Annotated in this window: 20 protein-coding genes; 12 read left to right on the top strand and 8 right to left on the bottom strand. The window is 52.9% G+C overall.

Going from position 1 to position 21,699, the window contains the following annotated elements:
• Positions 1–116 precede the first annotated feature (116 nt).
• From MKY96_RS10055 to MKY96_RS10075, 5 genes are all read left to right on the top strand, one after another.
• Complete coding sequence (locus MKY96_RS10055) at positions 117–911, top strand: TIGR00282 family metallophosphoesterase (RefSeq protein ID WP_036724768.1); 795 nt, start codon at positions 117–119, stop codon at positions 909–911.
• 204 nt (positions 912–1,115) lie between these two features.
• Positions 1,116–1,376 carry a stage V sporulation protein S gene (locus MKY96_RS10060; protein ID WP_019910496.1) on the top strand — a complete coding sequence of 87 codons (261 nt, stop codon included), beginning with the start codon at positions 1,116–1,118 and terminating at the stop codon, positions 1,374–1,376.
• Positions 1,377–1,535: 159 nt separating this feature from the next.
• Positions 1,536–2,522, top strand: a complete 987-nt coding sequence (locus tag MKY96_RS10065; protein ID WP_340940125.1) for a dipeptidase — start codon at positions 1,536–1,538, stop codon at positions 2,520–2,522.
• A gap of 161 nt (positions 2,523–2,683) precedes the next feature.
• Entirely contained in the window at positions 2,684–3,256 is a 573-nt protein-coding gene (gene pduL, locus MKY96_RS10070) for a phosphate propanoyltransferase (protein WP_036692683.1), read from the top strand.
• A gap of 220 nt (positions 3,257–3,476) precedes the next feature.
• A complete protein-coding gene (locus MKY96_RS10075) occupies positions 3,477–5,006 on the top strand; it encodes a DEAD/DEAH box helicase (RefSeq protein ID WP_340940127.1) in 1,530 nt (509 codons plus the stop codon).
• 112 nt (positions 5,007–5,118) lie between these two features.
• Here MKY96_RS10075 and dapA read toward each other — a convergent pair whose 3' ends face one another.
• Positions 5,119–6,024 carry a 4-hydroxy-tetrahydrodipicolinate synthase gene (gene dapA, locus MKY96_RS10080; protein WP_340940128.1) on the bottom strand — a complete coding sequence of 302 codons (906 nt, stop codon included), beginning with the start codon at positions 6,022–6,024 and terminating at the stop codon, positions 5,119–5,121.
• 119 nt (positions 6,025–6,143) lie between these two features.
• On the opposite strand from dapA, the gene MKY96_RS10085 reads away from it, so the two are divergent.
• Positions 6,144–7,040, top strand: a complete 897-nt coding sequence (locus tag MKY96_RS10085; RefSeq protein ID WP_340940129.1) for a LysR family transcriptional regulator — start codon at positions 6,144–6,146, stop codon at positions 7,038–7,040.
• A gap of 152 nt (positions 7,041–7,192) precedes the next feature.
• Here the strand turns inward: MKY96_RS10085 and MKY96_RS10090 are convergent, their stop codons facing one another.
• Together MKY96_RS10090 and MKY96_RS10095 are read right to left on the bottom strand one after the other, a co-directional pair.
• A complete protein-coding gene (locus tag MKY96_RS10090) occupies positions 7,193–7,456 on the bottom strand; it encodes a hypothetical protein (protein WP_340940130.1) in 264 nt (87 codons plus the stop codon).
• Positions 7,457–7,575: 119 nt separating this feature from the next.
• Entirely contained in the window at positions 7,576–7,803 is a 228-nt protein-coding gene (locus tag MKY96_RS10095) for an AraC family transcriptional regulator (protein ID WP_340940131.1), read from the bottom strand.
• Positions 7,804–8,024: 221 nt separating this feature from the next.
• Between MKY96_RS10095 and htpG the strand changes: the two genes are divergently transcribed.
• Positions 8,025–9,908 carry a molecular chaperone HtpG gene (htpG, locus tag MKY96_RS10100; RefSeq protein ID WP_340940132.1) on the top strand — a complete coding sequence of 628 codons (1,884 nt, stop codon included), beginning with the start codon at positions 8,025–8,027 and terminating at the stop codon, positions 9,906–9,908.
• Between the two features lie 166 nt (positions 9,909–10,074).
• On the opposite strand, the gene MKY96_RS10105 is transcribed toward htpG, so the two are convergent.
• Positions 10,075–10,944 (bottom strand): LysR family transcriptional regulator, encoded by an 870-nt coding sequence (locus tag MKY96_RS10105; RefSeq protein WP_076078711.1) that lies wholly within the window; start codon positions 10,942–10,944, stop codon positions 10,075–10,077.
• Between the two features lie 155 nt (positions 10,945–11,099).
• Here MKY96_RS10105 and MKY96_RS10110 point away from each other — a divergent pair, with 155 nt between their 5' ends.
• Together MKY96_RS10110 and MKY96_RS10115 are read left to right on the top strand one after the other, a co-directional pair.
• Positions 11,100–12,845: an ABC transporter ATP-binding protein gene (locus MKY96_RS10110; RefSeq protein WP_445671431.1), complete on the top strand. Its 1,746-nt coding sequence runs from the start codon at positions 11,100–11,102 to the stop codon at positions 12,843–12,845.
• The gene (locus MKY96_RS10115) at positions 12,842–14,581 is read left to right on the top strand and encodes an ABC transporter ATP-binding protein (RefSeq protein ID WP_340940134.1); all 1,740 of its coding nucleotides are present in this window, start codon (positions 12,842–12,844) and stop codon (positions 14,579–14,581) included. The genes MKY96_RS10110 and MKY96_RS10115 overlap by 4 nt, the downstream gene beginning before the upstream one ends.
• 173 nt (positions 14,582–14,754) lie before the next feature.
• Here MKY96_RS10115 and MKY96_RS10120 read toward each other — a convergent pair whose 3' ends face one another.
• Positions 14,755–15,627 (bottom strand): AraC family transcriptional regulator, encoded by an 873-nt coding sequence (locus MKY96_RS10120; protein WP_340940135.1) that lies wholly within the window; start codon positions 15,625–15,627, stop codon positions 14,755–14,757.
• A gap of 190 nt (positions 15,628–15,817) precedes the next feature.
• On the opposite strand from MKY96_RS10120, the gene MKY96_RS10125 reads away from it, so the two are divergent.
• The gene (locus tag MKY96_RS10125) at positions 15,818–17,896 is read left to right on the top strand and encodes a beta-galactosidase (RefSeq protein WP_340940137.1); all 2,079 of its coding nucleotides are present in this window, start codon (positions 15,818–15,820) and stop codon (positions 17,894–17,896) included.
• Positions 17,897–18,002: 106 nt separating this feature from the next.
• Here MKY96_RS10125 and MKY96_RS10130 read toward each other — a convergent pair whose 3' ends face one another.
• The 3 genes from MKY96_RS10130 to MKY96_RS10140 are packed head-to-tail and all read right to left on the bottom strand — an operon-like array spanning position 18,003 to position 19,327.
• The gene (locus MKY96_RS10130; protein WP_340940138.1) at positions 18,003–18,638 is read right to left on the bottom strand and encodes an NUDIX hydrolase; all 636 of its coding nucleotides are present in this window, start codon (positions 18,636–18,638) and stop codon (positions 18,003–18,005) included.
• A 28-nt stretch (positions 18,639–18,666) separates the two neighbouring features.
• Positions 18,667–19,119 (bottom strand): hypothetical protein, encoded by a 453-nt coding sequence (locus MKY96_RS10135; RefSeq protein ID WP_340940139.1) that lies wholly within the window; start codon positions 19,117–19,119, stop codon positions 18,667–18,669.
• Positions 19,106–19,327, bottom strand: a complete 222-nt coding sequence (locus MKY96_RS10140; RefSeq protein ID WP_340940141.1) for a helix-turn-helix transcriptional regulator — start codon at positions 19,325–19,327, stop codon at positions 19,106–19,108. Before MKY96_RS10140 ends, MKY96_RS10135 begins: the two co-directional genes overlap by 14 nt.
• 169 nt (positions 19,328–19,496) lie before the next feature.
• On the opposite strand from MKY96_RS10140, the gene MKY96_RS10145 reads away from it, so the two are divergent.
• Both MKY96_RS10145 and MKY96_RS10150 read left to right on the top strand, forming a co-directional pair.
• A complete protein-coding gene (locus MKY96_RS10145) occupies positions 19,497–20,246 on the top strand; it encodes an ABC transporter ATP-binding protein (RefSeq protein ID WP_340940144.1) in 750 nt (249 codons plus the stop codon).
• Positions 20,243–21,667: a hypothetical protein gene (locus MKY96_RS10150; RefSeq protein WP_340940146.1), complete on the top strand. Its 1,425-nt coding sequence runs from the start codon at positions 20,243–20,245 to the stop codon at positions 21,665–21,667. Before MKY96_RS10145 ends, MKY96_RS10150 begins: the two co-directional genes overlap by 4 nt.
• Positions 21,668–21,699 lie beyond the last annotated feature (32 nt).

The following is a 21,699-nucleotide window of genomic DNA, read 5'->3' on the forward strand; positions in this document are numbered from 1 at the left end:
CCTGTGCCGCATGCACCTTGGAGTTTGGAATGAAGCAGAATAGGTGAAATTATACTTAAGCAGCGATATATGGTTGGCAGAGCATACACAAACCAAAAATTTAGGAGGAGAAGATTATTAAAGTTTTATTTATCGGAGACATTGTAGGCAATACAGGCAGAAAAGCGCTGCGTGAAATGCTGCCTTCCCTGAAAAGCAAATATCAGCCGCATATCATCATTGCCAATGGTGAGAATGCCGCTGCCGGCAGAGGGATCACCGCTGCTATCGCTAACGAATTCTTTAACTGGGGTATCCACGGTATTACGATGGGCAATCACACCTGGGACAACAAGGATATCTTCGAGTTCATCGACGACGAGCCGCGGATCATCCGTCCGGCTAACTTTCCGCCGGGGACACCGGGCCGGGGCTATACCGTTGTTAAGGGGAACGGCAAGCAGCTGGCGATTGTGAATCTGCAGGGCCGTACCTTTCTTCCGGCGATCGATGACCCGTTCCGGGTAGGCGAGGAGATTGTGGAGGAACTGCGCAGAGAGCATAAGTGCATTCTGGTGGATTTCCATGCGGAAGCAACCTCCGAGAAAATAGCTATGGGCTATTTTATGGATGGAATGGCTTCGATTGTAGTCGGCACACATACTCATGTGCAGAGTAATGATGATGTGATCCTGCCTGGAGGTACGGCGTATCTTACAGATGCGGGTATGGTTGGTTCAAGAGAAGGGATTCTGGGTATGGAAAAGGATGCGATCATCTATAAATTTACAACTCAGCTTCCCTCCCGGTTTGTAGTCGACGAAGGCAAATGGCAGCTGCATGGTCTATTCGCAGAACTTGATGAAGCTACAGGCAGAGCGACACGACTGGAGAAGATCCGGCTGCGTGAGGATGAATGGGTGATGAGCTAGAAGGGTTTTCATACAAATAGGTAATTAGGTAATACTCATTTTGTTTTGGGTGAAGTGTGATATTTATTATATCGAAAAAGAGTATCTTTTGAACTATTTTCTCCGGAGAGGTCCGCAAAAAGAAGGAATTAATTCTTCTGAAGCGAATAACATCTACTGTAGTGGAAGAAGAACACCATCATTTTCCCAGGGGAGGTACTTACTATGGATGTATTAAAAGTATCAGCTAAATCCAATCCAAATTCCGTTGCTGGCGCATTAGCAGGTGTTCTTCGCGAACGTGGATCGGCCGAGCTACAAGCTATTGGAGCAGGAGCACTGAACCAGGCCGTGAAGGCCGTTGCCATCGCCCGGGGATTTGTCGCACCTAGCGGAGTGGACTTGATCTGTATTCCGGCTTTTACGGATATAGTGATTGATGGGGAAGACCGGACGGCAATCAAACTTATTGTGGAACCTAGATAACTCAAGTGAATCATTTAGATTAAGCCTGTTTACACTGTAAACAGGCTTTTTGCTGTGCTGACTGCCGCTTCAGTTAGGTGCATATACATGAAATAGACGCTGGACCGTCAACGGTTCATTTAAATATTCAGCAGGTGAAGGAAGAAGGAGAGCTGACCTATGGTGGGAAACAGGAAGCTGAAGGTGGCGGATTTTCATTGTGATGCTCTGAGTAAGCTGCAGGCGAATCCAGGGATAGACTTCAAGAATGATCCCCGGCTGGATGTGACCGCAGCGCGGCTGGCAGAGGGAAATGTCGGACTGCAGGTTTTTGCCATCTATTTGTCTGCGGTGCGCGGAAGGGCAAAGTTCGAGGATATTCTGGGGCAAATCGAGTGCTTCCATCAAAAGGTTACCGGTCCTGGAGGGCTGCAGTGGCTGAGGTGGAAGGAAGAAGCGCAGGAAGGCAGCTTCACTGCACCGGCCTATGGAATGCTCTCTCTGGAGGGCGTGGACGGTCTGGAGGGCAATCTGTTCTATGCCCAGTTATGCTTCGAGCTGGGTGTGCGCTGCCTGGGGATTACCTGGAACTATGCTAACTGGGCGGCGGACGGTGTACTGGAGCGGCGGAACGGCGGTTTCACTGAGCATGGCCGGAAGCTGATCGACTGGTGTAACGGGAGCGGAATGCTGCTGGATGTGTCGCATTTGGCCCCGGCAGGCTTCTGGGAGCTGCTGGAGCACAGTACCCGTCCGTTCATTGCTTCGCATTCGAATTGCGCAGCGGTGTGCAGTCATCCCCGCAACCTGAGTGATGATCAGCTGAAGGCACTGATTGTAAGGGACGGGCGAATCGGGCTTACCTTTGTCCCCTGGTTCGTGCGGGATGAAGGAGCGGCCCGGCGGGAGGATATGCGGAGGCACATTGAGCATGTCTGTGGTCTTGGCGGGAGCGGACAGCTGATGTTCGGCTCGGATTTTGACGGAATTGAAGCGTGGGTAGAAGGGCTGGAGCATCCTGGGCAATACACGGAGTTCGCCGAGATGCTGCTGAAATACTATCCCGAAGCTGATGTACGGGGCTGGCTGTATGAGAATACGCTGGGGTTCTTGAGGGAGCAGCTGCCTTCTTCCGCAGGTTTAACCTCTTCGCTCACCAGGAAGTGACTATGAATTGGAAAAATAAGGATGGAGCATTCACAGAATCGTAATATGCCCGGAAAAAAGCCTCGCATTGTGATGCGGGTCTTTTTATTTTCGGGTAATAAGATGTATAATGTTCAGTGGCTTGTACAGATACTAGAGAAAATACAAGGAGTGACTTAAAAATGAGCAAGACTGTACCCGTAGGTGTGTCGGCCCGGCATATTCACCTTACGCAGGAGCACGTAGAAGCATTGTTTGGCCCTGGTTATCAATTGACCGAGTTCAAACCCCTGTCCCAACCCGGACAATTCGCAGCGAATGAGCAAGTGGCTGTCATTGGTTCGAAAGGGAAGTTCGACAAAGTAAGAATCCTCGGACCTGCCCGTCCGGCTTCGCAGCTGGAAGTATCCCGCACAGACTCCTTCAGCCTCGGCGTGAAGGCACCTGTCCGTGAATCCGGCAATATTGAAGGAACACCAGGAATTACAATTAAAGGACCTGCCGGTGAAGTTGAGCTGGAGACTGGTGTTATTGTAGCAGCGCGCCATATCCACTTCCATACTTCCGAAGCAGAAGCTTGGGGCATTGCCGATAAGCAGCTCCTGAAGGTACGTCTGGGCGGCGAACGCGGCCTGGTGCTGGAGAACGTAATTGCACGCGTATCCGACAGCTTCAAGCTGGACATGCACATCGATACCGATGAAGCTAACGCTGCCGGTGCCAATAATGGCGATACCGCTGAAATCCTAGACTAGTATTTTATAATAGGTAAGACAAGAGCAGGGGACCCTTCCTCTGCTTTTTTGATGTAGATTTTTTTGAAAAGAAAGAAATGAAAGTTTTCATATTCGCTTTTATGTGGTATCATTATGTGTTATGACTTTGCTGAGCGCTATGTGGAGACGCCGCAAAAGGAATATACAGTAACGGAATTAAGGATTCACCAATATATGTATGCCCAATGAAGGAGATAAAATGACATTTAACGATTTGAACCTGATCCCCCCGATTCTTAAGGCGCTTAGCCTGGAAAACTATACATCCCCGACCCCGATCCAGGAAGAGTCTATTCCTGCGGCATTAGCCGGCAGAGACATCCTGGGCTGTGCACAGACCGGTACCGGTAAAACGGCGGCCTTCTCGTTGCCGATTATTCAGCTGCTGAGCCAGCAGCCGGGCAGAACCGGCGGAGGCAAGCGCATCCGTTCCCTGATTCTTACGCCTACCCGCGAGCTGGCGCTGCAGATTCAGGAGAACATTCAGGCTTACAGCAAGTTCACAACCATCCGTTCGACAGCCATTGTTGGTGGAGTATCACAGAAGGCGCAGGAGCGGGCGCTTGCCATCGGTGCCGACATTCTGATTGCTACACCGGGCCGTCTAATCGACCTGATCAGCCAAAAGCGTGTGGATCTGCAGCATGTGCAGATTCTCGTGCTGGATGAAGCGGACCGCATGCTGGACATGGGCTTCATTCATGATGTAAAGCGGATTATCGCCAAGATGCCGCTCAAGAAGCAGACCTTGTTCTTCTCAGCGACTATGCCTGCGGAGATTTCGCAGCTGGTGAAAACACTGCTTGTCAATCCGGTGAAAATCGAGATTACTCCGGTTTCCTCCACGGTAGACAGAATTGAGCAGTCGATCTATCTGCTGGAGAACGGAAATAAGCAGAATCAGCTGAACCGTCTGCTGCAGGACCCTTCGATTGTATCGGCGCTGGTATTCACACGCACCAAACGCGGCGCGGACCGGGTAACCCGGGATTTAACCCGCATTAATATTACAGCACAGGCCATTCACGGGAACAAATCACAGAATGAGCGCCAGAATGCGCTAAGAAACTTCAAGAGCGGAGCGACCCGCGTACTGGTAGCTACAGACATCGCTGCGCGCGGAATTGATATTGATGAGCTGTCCCATGTTATCAACTTCAACCTGCCGAATATCCCGGAAACCTATGTTCACCGTATTGGCCGGACCGGCCGTGCGGGGATGAGCGGCATCGCCATCTCGCTGTGCGAAGCGGAGGAAATTCCGTATCTGAAGGATATCCAGAAGCTGATTGGCAAGACGATTCCCGAGATCAAGGAGCATGCGTATCCGATGTCTAAGAGCAATCTGGCATTGCTGGCAGACCGTCCCGGCAAAGCGCCGGTCAAACCGTCGCAGAAGGCCAAGACGAATCCGCCCCGCAAGCCGAAGTCGGAATGGTTCGCGCAAGGCAAACAGCAGAGCGGCGGCAACACAGGTGGCGCTAAAGGCGCTTCTGGAAGCGGTCATGCAGGCAGTGGGGCTAGAAGCGCATCGGGCAGCAGTTATGCTGGCGGTGGAGCGAGAGGTGCTTCGGGGGGCCAGGCTAATGCCAACGGGCGTCCAGGCGGCAGCCAGAGCCAGAAATCGTCTGGCGGCTCATACGGCCGTTCAAACCCTTCGGGCAGCAGACCTGGCGGTCAGAGCGGACGTCCGTCCAGCCGTCCAGCGGCTAAAGCGGGCCGCTCGTAATTCGATTTTGTAACGTGCAGTAATGCTTGACCGTGTCTAACACAAACACCCGCCATTCTCAGGTTCTCACTGAAAATGGCGGGTGTTTGTCTGTTACACGTCCTCTTATCTGTTACATCGCTTCTTGTCTGCCGCTGACAGCTTCCTCTGCAAGGTAGGCGCCCAGCTCCTCGCGCAGAGCGGCGCTAATGGAAGTCATTGGCAAGCGGAGCGCATCCGAGGAGAGCTCTCCGAGTTCGCTGAGCAGCCATTTGATCGGGGCCGGGTTGGACTCCTTGAACAGCAGCTTCATCAGCGGCACCAGTTGATCATACGCAGCCTGTGCAGCCTCAATCTGACCGGCTCTGTACTGCTCGTAGATGCTGAGGAAGCGGCCGGTATGTACATTGGCTGAGGCCAGCATGCCTCCGGCGGCCCCGTAGCCCAGCATGTCGAAGAAATGCAGATCGTCGCCGCAGAGCACGGGCTTGCCGCCGCTCTTAGACAGCTCGGAGACGAGCAGGGGGGAGCCGGAGCAGTCTTTTAACCCTACGACATTATTCATCTCCAGAATCGTACGGGCGGTGTCCAGCGTCATGCCGACCCCTGTGCGGCCCGGGATATCGTAAGCCATAATGGGCAGACCCACCTCTGCCGCCTTGCGGAAATGAGCGATGATGCCTTCCTGAGACGGACGGCTGTAATAAGGGACAACCACCAGTGCGGCATCGGCGCCTGCGTTGGCCGCCAGCTCAGTACGGGCCACGGTAGAGTAAGTATCATTCGTACCTGTGCCCACCACGAGCGGGATGGAGCTGGACTTCAAGAGTTCCCGTGAGGTATCCACGAGTGTCTGTAATTCCTGTATATTGACTGTCGGCGATTCTCCAGTGGTTCCATTGACGACCAGACCATGAATATTGTTCTTGATGATGTTGTTCACATAACGCTGATACGATTCGAGATCAAGCTCACCGGCAGCGTGGAACGGGGTGACCACGGGAACATAAATTCCATAAATCTGTTCTTCTGTTAACATGAATATCGTCCTCCAAAAATGTAAAATCCGTTTGTTCTACTGTACCATGGATTATTGCATCGTTGTTAGCTATAATAAATGATGTGGGTTATCAATAATATTGATGTTAGGGTGAGACGATGGATTTAACGTATATGCGGACCTTCCGCGAAGTGGCCAAGCGGCAGAGCTTCACGCGTGCGGCTGAGGAGCTGGGCTATGCACAGTCCAGCGTCACGATGCAGATACAGAAGATTGAGAAGGAATACGGAGTACCGCTTATCGAACGGCATGGCCGCGCCTTGCGCCTGACTCCGCCCGGGGAAGAGCTGCTTAAGCTGTTCGTGGAGATTCTGGATCTCTATGACCGCTCCAAGGAAACGATTGCCCAGCAGATCGGCGGAACGCTTACTATAGGAACGATTGATTCGCTCGCAGCCTTCTATTTGCCGCCATTCCTGCAGCAGCTGCGGACGATGTTCCCTGGTCTGAATATTCATCTGCAGACCGAGCAGGAGGCCAATCTGATCTCTAAGATCAGGGACGGCGAGGTCGATATCGGCCTTCTGCTGGACCGCAGCACGGTGGATAGCACGCTTACGCGGATGATCATCCGTGAGGAGCCGCTTGTCCTCGTGGCACCAGCCAGCCATCCGCTGGCCCGGCTGGAGCAGGTAACCCTTCAGGATCTGAACAACTGCGAGCTGATTGTCTCCGAGGAGAGCTGCATTTACCGCAGCCTGTTCGAGAACCTGCTCCGGGACCACGGAATCGTGTTTCGGATTGGTTTTGAGCTGTCGAATCTGGAAGCGATCAAGCGTTGTGTACGCAATGGCCTGGGCATAGCGCTGCTGCCGCGGATTGTGGCGGAGGAGGAGATCGAGCGGGGGAACCTGTCCGAGCTGTCTTTTGCCCACCCGGAGATTCATTTCGATCTGCAGCTGCTGCTGCATCCGAAGAAGTGGAAGTCCCTGCCGCTCCAGTCGCTGATTCAGATGCTGCTGGAGGATGCCAAGGCGAAGACGGCCGCGCTGTGAAAGGAACGTACGGGGCAACGGATAACCTCAGTCTAGGAGAAGCATACCACTAGAACTACGAAGGTAATCGGACCACATGTATACGGAAATCTGAATACAATCGTGCTGCTGCGATGAGGAATGCGCCCCATGCTCCGCAGCCTGTAACATTGTTAGTGAAATCCTGCATGAAATGCAACAATACGGACCAATAGAAACGACCGGTGCTGAAATCCTGCATGAAATGCAACAAAGCCAGCGCTAACTTGCTCTAATCCCCGGAATTCCTGCAAATGATGCAACAATGTACCACAGCCACTAACTTTTTTAGTTAAATCCTGCAAAATGTGCAACAATGAGGCTCCAAGCAAGCAAGCGGACGGAACGACCCGTGAAAAAGCGATAGCGGTCGCCTTGGTCTCCTGATTTTCACCCAAGCGCCTATGTTGATCCTGCTCCAATATAAAGGCTGTCCCAAGTAGTTATATTATGGATTTCGGGACAGCCGCTTTTCAAAGCGCCTTCCTTCCCTTACTCAAGCACAGGAAAACAAAGCTCACAAAGATGCCATGCAGGCATCATATCTGCACTCCGCAGGCAGGGTGGTCTCAGGGTTGTCCTGCGGAAAGCCGAACAGCACCGCCGAGCCTTGAAGCAAGCCTTGTTCCCGCGCCCAACCCTTCAATTGTTCCATCGCCTGAACGTTGGCGGGGCCGTAGGGGCCTGTCTGCCGTACATAAGCTATGCGTGTTGCCGGAATGCTTTCGAGTTGAATGTTCATCATTGTTCATGATCCTTTTTGTGGTCAAATGGAGTACAACCCGAATGCTAACATGGACTAAAATAGAATGCATTTCTTTTTTTGTGGGCTCCCTGGGCGGTAAGATGTTGACATCAAAAACTAGAATATGGTATATAAAAGGGAGTGTTAGCACTCAAGTGAGTGGAGTGCTAAACGATGCTCCGCAATCCGAAGGTTACTTTTGAAAGGAGATTTATTTATTCATGGCTAAAAAAGAGTTTAAAGCTGAATCCAAAAGACTGCTGGAAATGATGATTAACTCCATTTATACGCAGCGCGAGATTTTTCTGCGGGAGCTGATCTCCAATGCAAGTGATGCCATCGATAAAATCTATTACAAGGCACTGGCCGATGATAGTCTGGTGTTCAATAAAGAGGACTACTACATTAAAGTAACCGCTGACAAAGAAAGCCGCACGTTAACCATTGCCGATACCGGCATCGGGATGACGCAGGAAGAGCTGGAGAATAATCTGGGGATTATCGCGAACAGCGGCTCGTTTGCTTTTAAGAAGGATAATGAAGCCAAGGATGGCCACAACATCATCGGACAATTCGGGGTCGGCTTCTATTCCGCATTCATGGTGGCGGACGATGTGACCGTAATCAGTAAGGCGCTGGGCAGCGAGCAGGCGTTCAAATGGGAATCCCAGGGTGCGGACGGCTACACCATTGAGCCTTGTGAGAAGGATACGGTCGGTACCGAAATTACGCTGAAGATCAAAGAGAACACCGAAGACGATAACTACGATGAATTCCTCGAAGAATACCGTCTGAAATCCATCATTAAGAAGTATTCGGACTTCATCCGCTTCCCGATCAAAATGGACATTACCGGCAGACAGCCTAAAGAGGGCGCCGAGAATGAATTCATCGATGTGACGGAAGAGCAGACGGTCAACAGCATGGTGCCGATCTGGCGCAAGAACAAGAAAGAGCTGACTGATGAAGATTACAACAACTTCTATGCAGAGAAGCGTTACGGGTTCGACAAGCCGCTGAAGCACATCCACATCAGTGCCGACGGCGCAGTTGTCTACAACGCGATTCTGTTCATCCCGGAGAATACTCCGTTCGACTACTACACCAAGGAATATGAGAAGGGCCTGGAGCTCTATTCCAACGGTGTGCTGATTATGAACAAATGTGCCGACCTGCTGCCGGATTACTTCAGCTTCGTCAAGGGGATGGTCGATTCCGAGGACCTGTCGCTCAATATCTCCCGTGAGATGCTGCAGCATGACCGCCAGCTTACAATGATTGCGAAGAACATCAAGAGCAAGATCAAGAGCCAGCTCCTGAGCCTGCTGAAGGATGAGCGCGAGCAGTATGAGACGTTCTACAAGTCTTTTGGCAGACAGCTGAAGTTCGGGGTCTATAACGACTACGGTATGGAAAAAGAAACGCTGCAGGATCTCCTCATGTTCCACTCCTCCAAGGAGAAGAAGCTGGTGACGCTGGCTGAATATGTAGAGAGAATGCCGGAAGACCAGAAGTATATCTACTACGCTTCCGGTGAATCGGTAGAGCGCATCGAGAAGCTGCCGCAGACCGAAATGGTACTGGACAAGGGCTACGAGATTCTCTACTTCACCGATGATATCGATGAATTCGCAATCAAGATGATCATGGCGTACAAGGAGAAGGAGTTCAGAAATGTCTCCAGCGGCGACTTAGGAATTGAAGAGAGTGCCGAGGATAAGCCATCCGAAGCGGAAGAGAATGAGAACAAGGGATTGTTCGAAGCCATGCAGGGCATTCTATCCGGCAAAGTGAAGGCAGTCAAAGCCTCCAAGCGGCTGAAATCCCATCCGGTCTGCCTGTCCACTGAAGGCGAGCTGACGATCGAGATGGAGAAAATCCTCAAGGCTATGCCTAACGGCGGCCAGGATGTGCAAGCGGACAAGGTGCTGGAAATCAACATTCACCATGATGTCTTCAAGTCCCTGAAGGCTGCGGCCGAAGGCGACAAGGAGAAGCTGGGTCTGTACACCAACCTCTTGTACAACCAGGCGCTCCTGATCGAAGGACTGCAGGTTAATGATCCGGTGCAGTTCACGAACGATATTTGTAAAATCATGGTCTAATACCGGCGCTGCCGCCGGGCTGTTGACCTTGACTGATTATGAAACCCCGCGACTGGCTTAGGCCGGTGCGGGGTATTTTGGTGCGAATATGGAAAGCGTCCAGCCGCAGGATGACCGGCGCAGATAATGGACATCCTCCAGAAGGGAGGGACTGAGCGGGGCGTGTTCATAGCGACTTGAACGTCTCGATGAACTTGGTAGCCATGGTGGACAAATACTTATCCTTCATCCACACGGCGGCTACGCGGGTGCGCAGGCTCTCGCAAAGGATCTCTTTGTAGATCAGGTTGCTGTGATTAGCCAGCTCGAACGCCGACTTGGGCACGATGCCGATCCCGAGTCCCGCATTGGCCCAGAGCAGCGTGGTCCGGGCATCATCGTTCATACAGAAGATCTGTGGCTCAAAGCCGTGCTCCAGACAGGTCTCGCGGATGAGCTGCTCGAAGCGGCGGTAGATGATGAGCGGCTTGGCTTGCAGCTCGCCCAGCTGGGCAGCACTCTGGCTGGGGGCCCAGTCATAATCAGCGGTCATCACCGCGATCATCGGCTCCGAATGGAAATACAGGCATTCCAGATTGCTGGTGTTGAACGGGGTGCGGATAATGCCCACCTCAACAATGCCCTTGTTCAGCAGGTCGATAATCATGAACGTATTGCCTTCATGAATCTCAAAGGTTACGCCCGAATAGCGCTTATGGAACGCTGTCAGCGGCTCGTGCAGCAGGGTAGCGCCTGATGAAGAGACCGTTCCAATGGTAAGGCTCCCCTTCAGCCCTTTCGCATAGTCGCTGATCTCCCGGGCGGTGGAGTCCGTTAACTCCAGGATTTGCTGGGCGCGGTTACGCAGAATGATTCCGGCATCCGTCAGCTGGATGCTGCGCGGTCCGCGCTCTACCAGCTTGACTCCAAGCTCCTCCTCCAGCAGCTTCAGCTGCTGGCTGAGCGGGGGCTGGGCCATTTGCAGCTTCCTGGCTGCGGATGTAATTTGTCCTTCCTCGGCAATGGCCAGGAAATATTTTAATTGGCGGATATCCATGGTATAGCCTCCATTTGTTAAGGTTATGACATACGTTATAGATATGGGATAGATACGAAACCAATATTATGAATATATAAGCAGGTATGACATAATCATAACGGGTCTTTTATTTTTTTCAAGAAGGATTACATACTACGCTAAGTTAGGTGAGGATGAATGTGCGCAAAATTGCAGTTTTCTTAAAACCATACAAGAAAGAAGTGACAATCGGGCCGATTTTCAAGCTGCTGGAGGCGGTTCTCGAGCTGCTGCTGCCGACGATTGTAGCCCTGATCATCAACAACGGAATTGGCAAGCAGGATAGCAGCTATGTCTACCGGATGGGGTCCCTGATGGTGCTGATGGCTATTTTGGGCTTCGGCTGCTCCATGGTATGTCAATATTATGCGGCGCGGGCCTCACAGGGGTTCGGCACCACGCTGCGCAACAAAATGTTCAAGCACATCTCTTCGCTGTCGTATGCCGAGCTGGATGTCATCGGCACGCCTTCGCTGATCAACCGGATCACGAACGACGTTAACCAGCTGCAGTTGGCAGTAGCCATGCTCATCCGGCTGGTCATCCGTGCGCCATTCATCTGTATCGGGGCTATTATTATGGCGATGATTCTGGATTTCCGCCTGTCGCTGATCCTGATTGCCGCCACTCCGGTCTTCGGTGTTATTCTGTACTTCATCATTACGCGCAGTTCACCGATGTACCGTAAATATCAGGCTAAGCTGGACCGTCTTGCGCTGGTGCTCAGCGAGAATCTCTCGGGCATCCGGGTGATCCGGGCTTTCGCCGAGAGCCGCCGCGAGAAGCAGCGCTTCAATGAAGCCTCTGAGGATCTGACGCAGACGGCCATCCGTGTCGGACGGATCTCCGCTTGGCTGGGGCCGATGACGACACTGGTAGTGAACGCAGCAATTATTGCCATTCTATGGGCAGGCGGCATTCACATTGAAGCCGGGAGTCTGTCGCAGGGTGAGATTATTGCATTCATTAACTATGTAACCCAGATCCTGCTGGCCCTGATCGTAGTCTCCAATCTGGTCATTCTGTTCACCAAAGCTTCGTCGTCTGCCAGCCGCATCAATGAGGTGCTGGCGATGACAGCTTCGGTTGTTGAAGTGCCTGCTCATGCCCCTGCTGCGAAGAGGGACGGTGCAGCGCCGGTGATTTCCTTCCGCAATGTCTCTTTCGGCTATAACACGACCGGTGAACTGGCCCTGGAGAATATCTCTGTAGATATCCTCAAGGGGCAGACGGTTGGATTAATCGGCAGTACCGGTTCAGGCAAGAGCACTTTCGTGAATCTGATTCCGCGCTTTTATGATGCTATGGAAGGGGAGGTTAGGGTCGAGGGTGTAAATGTACGGGACTACCGCCTGGAGCAGCTGCGCAGCAGAATCGGCATTGTGCCGCAGAAGGCGGTGCTGTTCACCGGCACGATTGCCGAGAATATCCGCTGGGGGAAGACGTCTGCTACCCGGGACGAGATCATGGCCGCAGCGGCGGTAGCCCAGGCTGAGGAGTTCATCACCCGGCTGCCGGAAGGGCTGGATACGCTGGTGGTACGCGGCGGGCATAACCTGTCCGGTGGCCAAAAGCAGCGCCTGACCATTGCCCGCGCTGTCGTCGGACGTCCGCCGATTCTCATCCTGGATGATTCCTCCAGTGCGCTGGACTTCGCAACGGATGCGGCACTGCGCCGCGCTCTAAGCAAGAACAGTACAGATATGACCGTACTGCTTGTATCCCAGCGGGTGAGCACAGTAAGGCAGGCCGATCAGATTATCGTCTTCGAGGAAGGCCGGATTGCCGGAATCGGTACGCATGAGGAACTGCTGGAGAGCTGCGCAGTCTATCAGGAAATCTGCATGTCACAGCTCTCAAGCGAGGAGGCACTACAATGAACAGTACAATGACCTGGAAACGTCTGTTTCAATATACCCGTGAGTACCGGAAAATAACGTATGGAGCTATCTTCTGCGCCATCCTGAGCGTGGTTGCCAGCCTGATCGGGCCGCTCCTGATTGGCCGCGCCATCGACCATATGATCGGACCGGATCGGGTGGAGTTCCCGGAAATTCTGCGCCTGCTGCTGATTCTGGGCAGTGTGTATCTGGTCGGCAGCTTCTTCGGCTGGCTGCTCACTTATTATACGAATAAGCTGGCGTTCCGTACGGTCTATGACCTGCGCCGCGAGCTGTTTGACAAGCTGGACGCCCTGCCGCTGAAGTTCCATGATAACCATCCCCAGGGCGACAGCATCAGCCGGTTCGTGAACGACATGGATGCCGTCTCTGACGGGCTGCTGCAGGGCTTCTCCACGCTCCTGACTGGGCTTGTCACCATCGCCGGAGCCATCGGGCTGATGCTCTATATCAGCCCTGTAATGACGCTGGTGGTGCTGCTGTCTGCCCCGGCAACCTTCTTCGTTGCCCGGTTCATTACGATGCGCTCCCAGCAGCTGTTCCGTGAGCAGGCCAAGATTCTCGGGGGGCTGAACGGCTATGTCGAGGAAATCGTCGGCGGGCAGAAGGTGGTGCAGGCTTATCATTACGAGGACCGCTCCTTTGCAGGCTTTGCCGAGCGGAATAATGAGCTGTACAAGACAGGGACAAAATCGCAGTTCTATGGCTCGCTCTCGAACCCGACTACGCGGCTGGTTAATAATATCACCTTCTCGCTGATTGCGATGATCGGAAGTGTGCTTGTTATCGGAGACCTGTTCTCCGTAGGGGATCTGTCCAGCTTCCTGATCTACTCCAGTCTGTTCGCGAAGCCGTTCAATGAGATAACTGGTGTGATCACACAGCTGCAGTCTGCCACAGCTTCGGCGCAGCGGATCTTCACCATTCTGGATCTCCCGCAGGAGGCCCCGGACCAGCCGGATGCCTACGTGATGGAGAACAGCCGGGGAACGATCACCTTCGACAAGGTAAGCTTCGCCTATACACCGGAGCGCCCGCTGATCAAGGATTTCAGCCTGGAGGTGAAGCCGGGCACGCGCGTGGCGATCGTCGGCCAGACCGGGGCAGGCAAGACCACGCTGGTCAACCTGCTGATGCGCTTCTATGAGGTAGACAGCGGAACGATCCGGATTGACGGCGTAGATATTACTTCCATCACCCGCGACAGTCTGCGGCGCAATTTCGGCATGGTGCTGCAGGAGACCTGGCTGTACGGGGCTTCCATCCGCGACAACATTGCTTACGGCAAGCCGGAGGCCACCGAAGCGGAGGTGATTGCGGCCGCCAAGGCCGCGAATGCGCACAGCTTCATCAAGCGCCTGCCTGAAGGCTATGACACCAGGATCAGCACCTCGGGCGACAATCTCTCCCAGGGTCAGAAGCAGCTGCTCACCATTGCCCGCGTCATGCTGGTTGATCCGCCGATGCTCATTCTGGATGAGGCGACCAGCAGCATTGATACGCTGACAGAGGCGCGGATACAGAAGGCCTTCCTGGCGATGATCACCGGGCGGACCAGCTTCGTCATTGCCCACCGGCTGTCTACGATCCGCGAGGCAGACCTCATCCTGTTCATGAAGGATGGAGATATCGTGGAGAGCGGAACGCATGACGAACTGCTGGAGAGCGGAGGCTACTACGCCCGCTTGTACAACAGCCAGTTTACGGCGGTGTAGGCATACGGTTAGCTTGAACAGCTGCGGCAGAACTTCTCCGGAAGTGCGCGGCAGCTATTTTTTTGAAAGATAAGAATTTATATGCTTCGCGCTATAATTATCCTTCTATTTCTCGCTGAAACGGTACCGTCCTTTAACAGGACGGCAAAGCCGTTTTCACTTGCCCAGTGAGCTCAAGAGTGATCCTTGCCCGGATGCAGCCGGCTGCGCATTACTCCGGGAGTTACTCCATGGGCCTTGCGGAAGACCCGGATGAAGTAATTGGTCTCCATGCCAAGGTTGAGGGCGATATCCTGCACGGGACGCTCCGGGTCCTCGGTCAGCATCTGCATGGCGCGCTGCAGCCGGAGGTTCTGCAGATACTTATGCGGAGTGACCCCGTATTCCTGCAGGAACAGACGCTGGAAATGCTGGACGGAATAACCGACAGCCGCCGCCAGATTGGTGATCAGCAGCGGCTCGGTGAAATGCTCGTTGATCAGGCTGACTGCTTTGTTCAGTGCATCATTGCGGACGTTCTCGTTCTCCAGCCGGGTCGCTGCACCTGAGGAGACTTCACTTCTGCGCAGCATCAGCAGCAGCCGGTACAGCGTCACCGACAAGTCCTGCATCGGCTGTTCCTCCTGACGCGACGAGCTGTTCCCATTCACCGTGTGCCAGATTCCGCCCAGCATCTCCCAGCATTCTTCGAACCGTTCGAGGCGGAACGGGGCCGGAGGCAGCAGGCCGAGACCCTCCAGAACGGAGGCAGACTGGCTGCCGTGGAATCCAATGAAGCCGACATGCCACGGCTCGTGGGATAACGGATGATATTCATGCCCGCGGTCAGGCGGAAATGTATAGACCATCCCAGGCTGTAGCACCGTTTCGGTGCCGTCCTCCAGGTCACGGAACCGCCCGCTGCCGCTGCGGATCAGAAAAATCTGATGCACCGGGAATCCGGCAGGACGCACATGGTGATACTGGATATGACGGCCGACAGAGTATGGATAGAGAGGGAAAGCATTCAGGTCACGCGGCATTTCAATCAGAGAGAAGGGGAGCATACGAACACCTCATATTCATTTTGTGCTATGCAAACGCTATTATTATCCTACCATTGATCACAGATTATCCTTTATTATAAATAGTATAAATCGTAACAAGCAAGAGGGACAGAGCCACAAAGGAAATTGTATCAGTGAAAAGTCCCATCCTGACATCTACCATCACACATAAACGAGAGGATGAAATTATATGAGCAGCAAAGTTCCTGCAATCAGCAGCAAGGCTCCTGTAATGCTTCATGGCGCCGACTATAGTCCCGAGCAATGGCTGAAATATCCGGGGGTGCTGGAAGAAGATATCCGCATGATGAAGCTGGCAGGCTGTAATGTCATGTCTGTCGGGATTTTCTCTTGGGTCTCCCTGGAGCGCGAAGAAGGGGTATTTAACTTTGAGTGGATGGACCAGCTCTTGGACCGTTTTGCGGCGAATGGCATTTATGCCTTCCTGGCTACTCCGAGCGGTGCGCGTCCGGCATGGATGTCCGAGAAGTATCCTGAAGTGCTGCGGGTAGAACGGAACCGGGTGCGCAACCTGCATGGCGTCCGTCATAATCACTGCTTCACTTCTCCGGTCTACCGTGAAAAGACTGCGCTGATCAACTCCAAGCTTGCTGAGCGTTATGCGCATCACCCGGCAGTGATCGGCTGGCATATCTCTAATGAATTCGGCGGCGAATGCCATTGTAATTACTGTCAGGATGCCTTCAGAGACTGGCTCAAGGCGAAGTACAATAATGATCTGGATGAGCTGAACCATGCCTGGTGGACGACCTTCTGGAGCCATACGTATACCTCCTGGGATCAGATCGAGTCCCCGGCTCCGCATGGTGAAATGCAGGTTCACGGGCTTAACTTGGACTGGCGCCGGTTCGTAAGCGATCAGACGATCAACTTCTGCCAGCATGAGATTGACGCGGTGCGGGGCTTTAACCCTGACCTGCCGGTGACCACTAACATGCATATGATTGACGGTGTGGATTACCGCAACATGGCCAAAATTCTTGATGTGGTATCATGGGACGCTTACCCGGACTGGGGATATACCGAGGACGATGATGACGCCCGCTTGGCCGCTTGGACAGCGATGCATCATGACATGTACCGCAGCTTCAAAAAGAAGCCGTTCCTGCTTATGGAAAGCACGCCTTCCCTCACGAACTGGCAGATTGTCAGCAAGCTGAAGCGTCCGGGGATGCACAAGCTGTCTTCACTCCAGGCAGTTGCGCATGGTTCTGATTCTGTACAGTACTTCCAGTGGCGTAAAAGCCGCGGCTCCAGCGAGAAATTCCACGGCGCGGTGATCGACCATAGCGGACATACAGAGACCCGTGTCTTTAAGGATGTAGCTGAGGTAGGCCGTACCCTGGCGGGACTGGAGGAAGTTGTAGGTACTACAACTCCTGCTGAGACAGCCATTCTGTTCGACTGGGATAACCGCTGGGCGGTGAAGGATGCCCAAGGTATCCGCAATTCCGGCCTGAAATATGAAGAGACTGTGCTTCAGCATTACCGGGGACTGTGGGAGCTGGGAATTCCGGTGGATGTGGTAGGCTCAGGCGATGACCTGTCCGGCTATAAGCTGGTGATTGCTCCGATGCTGTACCTGATCAGTGAAGAGAACGGGAAGCGGATTGAGAAGTATGTGGAGCAGGGCGGAACCTTCCTGGCCACCTATTGGTCGGGAGTGGTCGGCGAGACCGATCTGTGTCACCTGGGCGGCTTCCCTGGACCGTTGCGCAGAACACTGGGTATTTGGGCCGAAGAGACAGAAGGGCTGCACAGCCGTGACCTGAACGGTCTGGTGCTGGACCCCGGCAACAGCTTGAAGCTGAGCGGTGAATACGATGCACATGAGATCGCCGAGCTGATTCATCTGGAAGGCGCTGAGGCGCTGGGCCATTACCGCAGCGACTTCTACGCCGGGCGTCCTGCACTCACAGTGAACAAGCTGGGAGCAGGTAAGGCTTATCATCTGGCAACACGCGTGAAGGATGCGCAGTTCTATGTGGACCTGTACGCCGCGATTACCGGGAAAGAGCGGATCAGCCGCACCCTGAACAGTGAGCTTCCGACCGGAGTAACCGCCCAGCTGCGTTCCGATGGCGAGCATGAGTATGTATTCGTGCAGAATTTCAGCGGCTCCGAGCAAGTAGTGACACTGGACGGACAAGCATACACCGATGTTGAATCCGGCGCTGCGGCTCCGGCCGAGCTGAAGCTGGCAGTGAACGGACTTGCAATTCTGAAGCGCGCAGCGGCTACAGCATAAGTGATGCAGCTAAATCGCGTAATATAGTTACAAGTATCGGCATAGATACAATGAGTTACAAAAGAAGGCAGAACCCCATCGCAGGGTTCTGCCTTTTAAGTATGCCTTAGGTTGTGGCTGGACCGTACAACCGCTCAATCCCCTCAATTACCCGCCTGAAGTATTCACGCTCATGCGGGACAAAGTTCGTGAAGTCCACCAGCTCGTCGATGCCGATTCGTTCCCCGTTCACGGTGACCTGGAAGCCCTGCACATGAAGCTTGCTGTCTGCTCCCGAGATGAAGCTGCGGAAGTCAGCGAAGCGGGCCTCTACGATTCCAGCCACTTCTTCCACCTGCGGGGTGAATTCACTTAGTGCATAGCGGTTCTCATAGACATATACATGCGCCCGTTCACGGTCCATGAATCCGGCGGAGTCCATCTGGTAGGGGATGACCCCCAGCGGCTGCAACTCGTCAAAAGCAATCTCAAGCCCCAGCTCCTCCTGCACCTCGCGGATACCGTCCATAACGGTCTCGTCAGCCAGCAGATGTCCGGCAGCCGTAATATCGAGCAGCCCGGCATAATCCCGCTTCTCCGGACTGCGCAGCTGGAGGCAGATCCTCAGCCCACTGTCAGCCTTGCGGACAAACCAGCAGTGGAAGGTCTCATGCCACAGCCCCTGCCTGTGGACCTCATCGCGGGGAGCGGTTCCGGTCCGGTTCCCTTGCTCGTCAAACGAAGCTAATAATTCCTCGTTCATGCAATTTTCCTCCATTGCCCCCAGTAAGTTAAATTTTCCGGGAGTAGTATGCCGATAACAGAAGGTATAACAACAGAAGTGTAACCAACGTAACAGCAATCGTTAAGAATACGGTTTGGTTAATCAAAGAGGCGACGACAGCAGAAAGAGACAATACAAGAAGGAAAAGACGCATAGCAGCCCTGCCCGTTTTTAAGGCGATCATCCGGTTTCGTTCATCTTGTTCGGCAATATGTAACGCTTCTAACAATTCAGGGTCTTTAAGCACCTTGCGGAGCCTGGCCATACGGAGAGCGGCAGAAATCCACGAACCGAACAATAAACCGGCGAGAATCCCTATATCCCAGCTGTCCAGCTTGTCGAGCCTGTCCCACACGAAAGCTTTGAGTATAAACGCCAAAATAACGGTTATCCCCATACCTGCCGCGTAGAAGGAATTGATAACGATCCTCCGCCGCAGCTCCTGTTCAAAAGACTTCATAGTCGATCTCCTCCACATCTGAAAAATCAAAAATATCCTCGATTGGCAAACCGAAAAATTTTGAAATTTTATAGGCAAGCGGGAGGGAGGCGATGTACTTTTCATTCTCAATGGAAGTGATGGTGTGGCGTGTGACGCGCAGTGCCTTAGCCAACTCCTCTTGGGATATCCGCCGCTCTTTTCGCAGCTCGCGTATTCTTGTCTTCACTAATCGGCCACCTCCCCTGAAGTAATGCTTCTGCGCCTCAACTCTTCTGTTATTATGTTGCACAGATACAAGCTTAGTCAAGTTAACTACACCATTTATGTATAGTTGACTACACTAATTATGTGCAGTAAGCTATACATAAGATAACCTAAAGGATGGTGCGGGGAGCATGGAGAATATACGGTTCGAAGGTGTCAGAAAGTCCTTTGGCGATGTCGCTGCCGTAAACGGCCTGGATCTGTGTATTGTGGAGGGCGAGGTGTACGCACTGCTTGGGCATAATGGAGCGGGGAAGACCACAACGCTTCGCTTGCTGCTGGGTCTGCTTAAGCCGGACGAAGGGGAGGTCATTGTTTTTGGGCGGAATCCTATACAGGAGGGGGATAGCGTGCGCGGGCTGTGCGGAGTATTATCCGAAGATACAGGGCTGTACGAGTCTTTGACCGTCTGGGATAACCTGATGTATTACGCTGACATTTATGGTATGAGCCGTGTAGAATCTAGTAGCCGTATTGACGAGCTGCTGCGGACATTTGAACTTCATGACAAGAAACGAACAATGATTAAGGGCTTGTCTACCGGCATGAAGAAAAAGGTTGCCCTGCTCCGGGCTATGCTGCATAAACCGCGCCTTCTGATCCTGGATGAGCCTACGAATGGGCTTGATCCTGTCAGCACAACCGATCTAAGGAAGATGTTATCGCGGCTGGCGAAGGAGGAGGGGACCACTGTCATTATGACCACACATCATCTGGAAGAGGTCCAGAAGCTATGCGATCGAGTCACGATTCTGCGGCACGGGCGAAATATTTTTACCGATTCCATTTCAATGCTTCAAGACAGCAATCATTACCTGGAGAACGGCCAATTCAGTCTTGAAAAGCTGTATATGGATATGGAGCAGGGGGGAGGGCGATGAATAGATCCTATCCCGTTTTTCGTATTCAGTGCGCGGAGTTTACAAGTGACAAAGGGATGCTCTTCTTTTATGGCCTAGCTATCGGCATTACCGGTATAATCGTTCCACTATTCATGCACGGGGTAGAAGTCTCCTTAACCGCCGCAGCATTACTTACGGCAATCTTACTGAGGCCCATGTTATCAGGCAGCATCGCGGGAGAACGGGAGCACCGCACTTTGGAGACACTCCTGTCCAGTCCAATCCACGGGAAAAGCATGCTCTGGAGGAAGTTTGAATTCTGCTTCTTATTTGCGCTGGGCTACTTCATTATAACCGTCCTCTGCTCTGTGTTCACGAGCTATCTTGCCGGCGGCGGAGCGGCGTTGAATCCTTGGCAATGGATGTGCATCATGGTAGTGGCTGCATTGAATTATAGTGCAATATGCATGGGCGGGGTGTATGCTTCCTCCACATCAGGGGATTTGCGGGCTGCCAACCAGAGGGTGTCGCTAATGGCTTATCCTCTGAGCTTTCTATTTGTCATCTGTCTGTCGGTTATAGGAACCGTGGACTTGTTATCGGCGCTGATCATAAGTTGTATCTGTGCATTGATTTACCTTTGGGTTATTTCGATGTTCGCAGCGAAGATCTGGAGGATGAAGCAGCCGGATTTCTTCCAGCCCATCACCATCCAGAAGCCGGAGAGAGTGCATCAGCAGCGTATATCACTAACTCTGCCGAAATCTCAATTTGGCATGGTTTTAAGATTGGAATGGAAGATGCTGATGACCTTGAAAAGGATGCTCCTGAGCTTTGGATTGCTGTGCTTCTCGCCGGTTGCGATGGTGTGTCTGCTGCTGTATTTTACGGGAACGCTTGACCTGAGTTATGCCGTCCTGCTAACCGTGCTAATGATACCGAGAGTGCCGACCAACTTAATAGCGTACTCCATAGGCGGGGAGAAAGTATATAAGACAGGGGAAGCCTTATTATCTACACCTCTGCAGATCCGTCCGGTCTTTCTGGCCAAATGTATGATTCCCGTGCTTGTAACGGCGGTCATGCTGACCCTCTCATCTGTGCTGACGCTGGCGGGCGTAACTATTGCAGCACTGATCATGCCTGATCTTGTCTCCCTCCAAGGCTATACAGCGGCACAGCTTATCCTGCTGTTTCCCGTTAGTCTGCTCTCATCCACAGCCATGATGTTCATAGCAGCTATTCTTTCTCTGCGGCTCAGAACGCCGCGTCAGGGCTTATATGTGACAAGCCTTCTGTCGGTTCTGTTTGTATTCCCGGTATTAGCGGTCATCTACCTGGCTCCGAACATGCTTATGGGGTCCTTGATCTATCTGGCGGTTCTTGGAATTGGCAATCTAATCTGTCTCAAAAGAATTTCGGACAACATAACCCGTCCTCAGCTCATGAGCAGACTATAAGGAACATACAAAACCCCCGGCCATGCTTCATT

The sequence above is a fragment of the Paenibacillus sp. FSL R7-0302 genome, from assembly GCF_038006885.1.
Taxonomy (GTDB): Bacteria; Bacillota; Bacilli; order Paenibacillales; family Paenibacillaceae; genus Paenibacillus_AQ.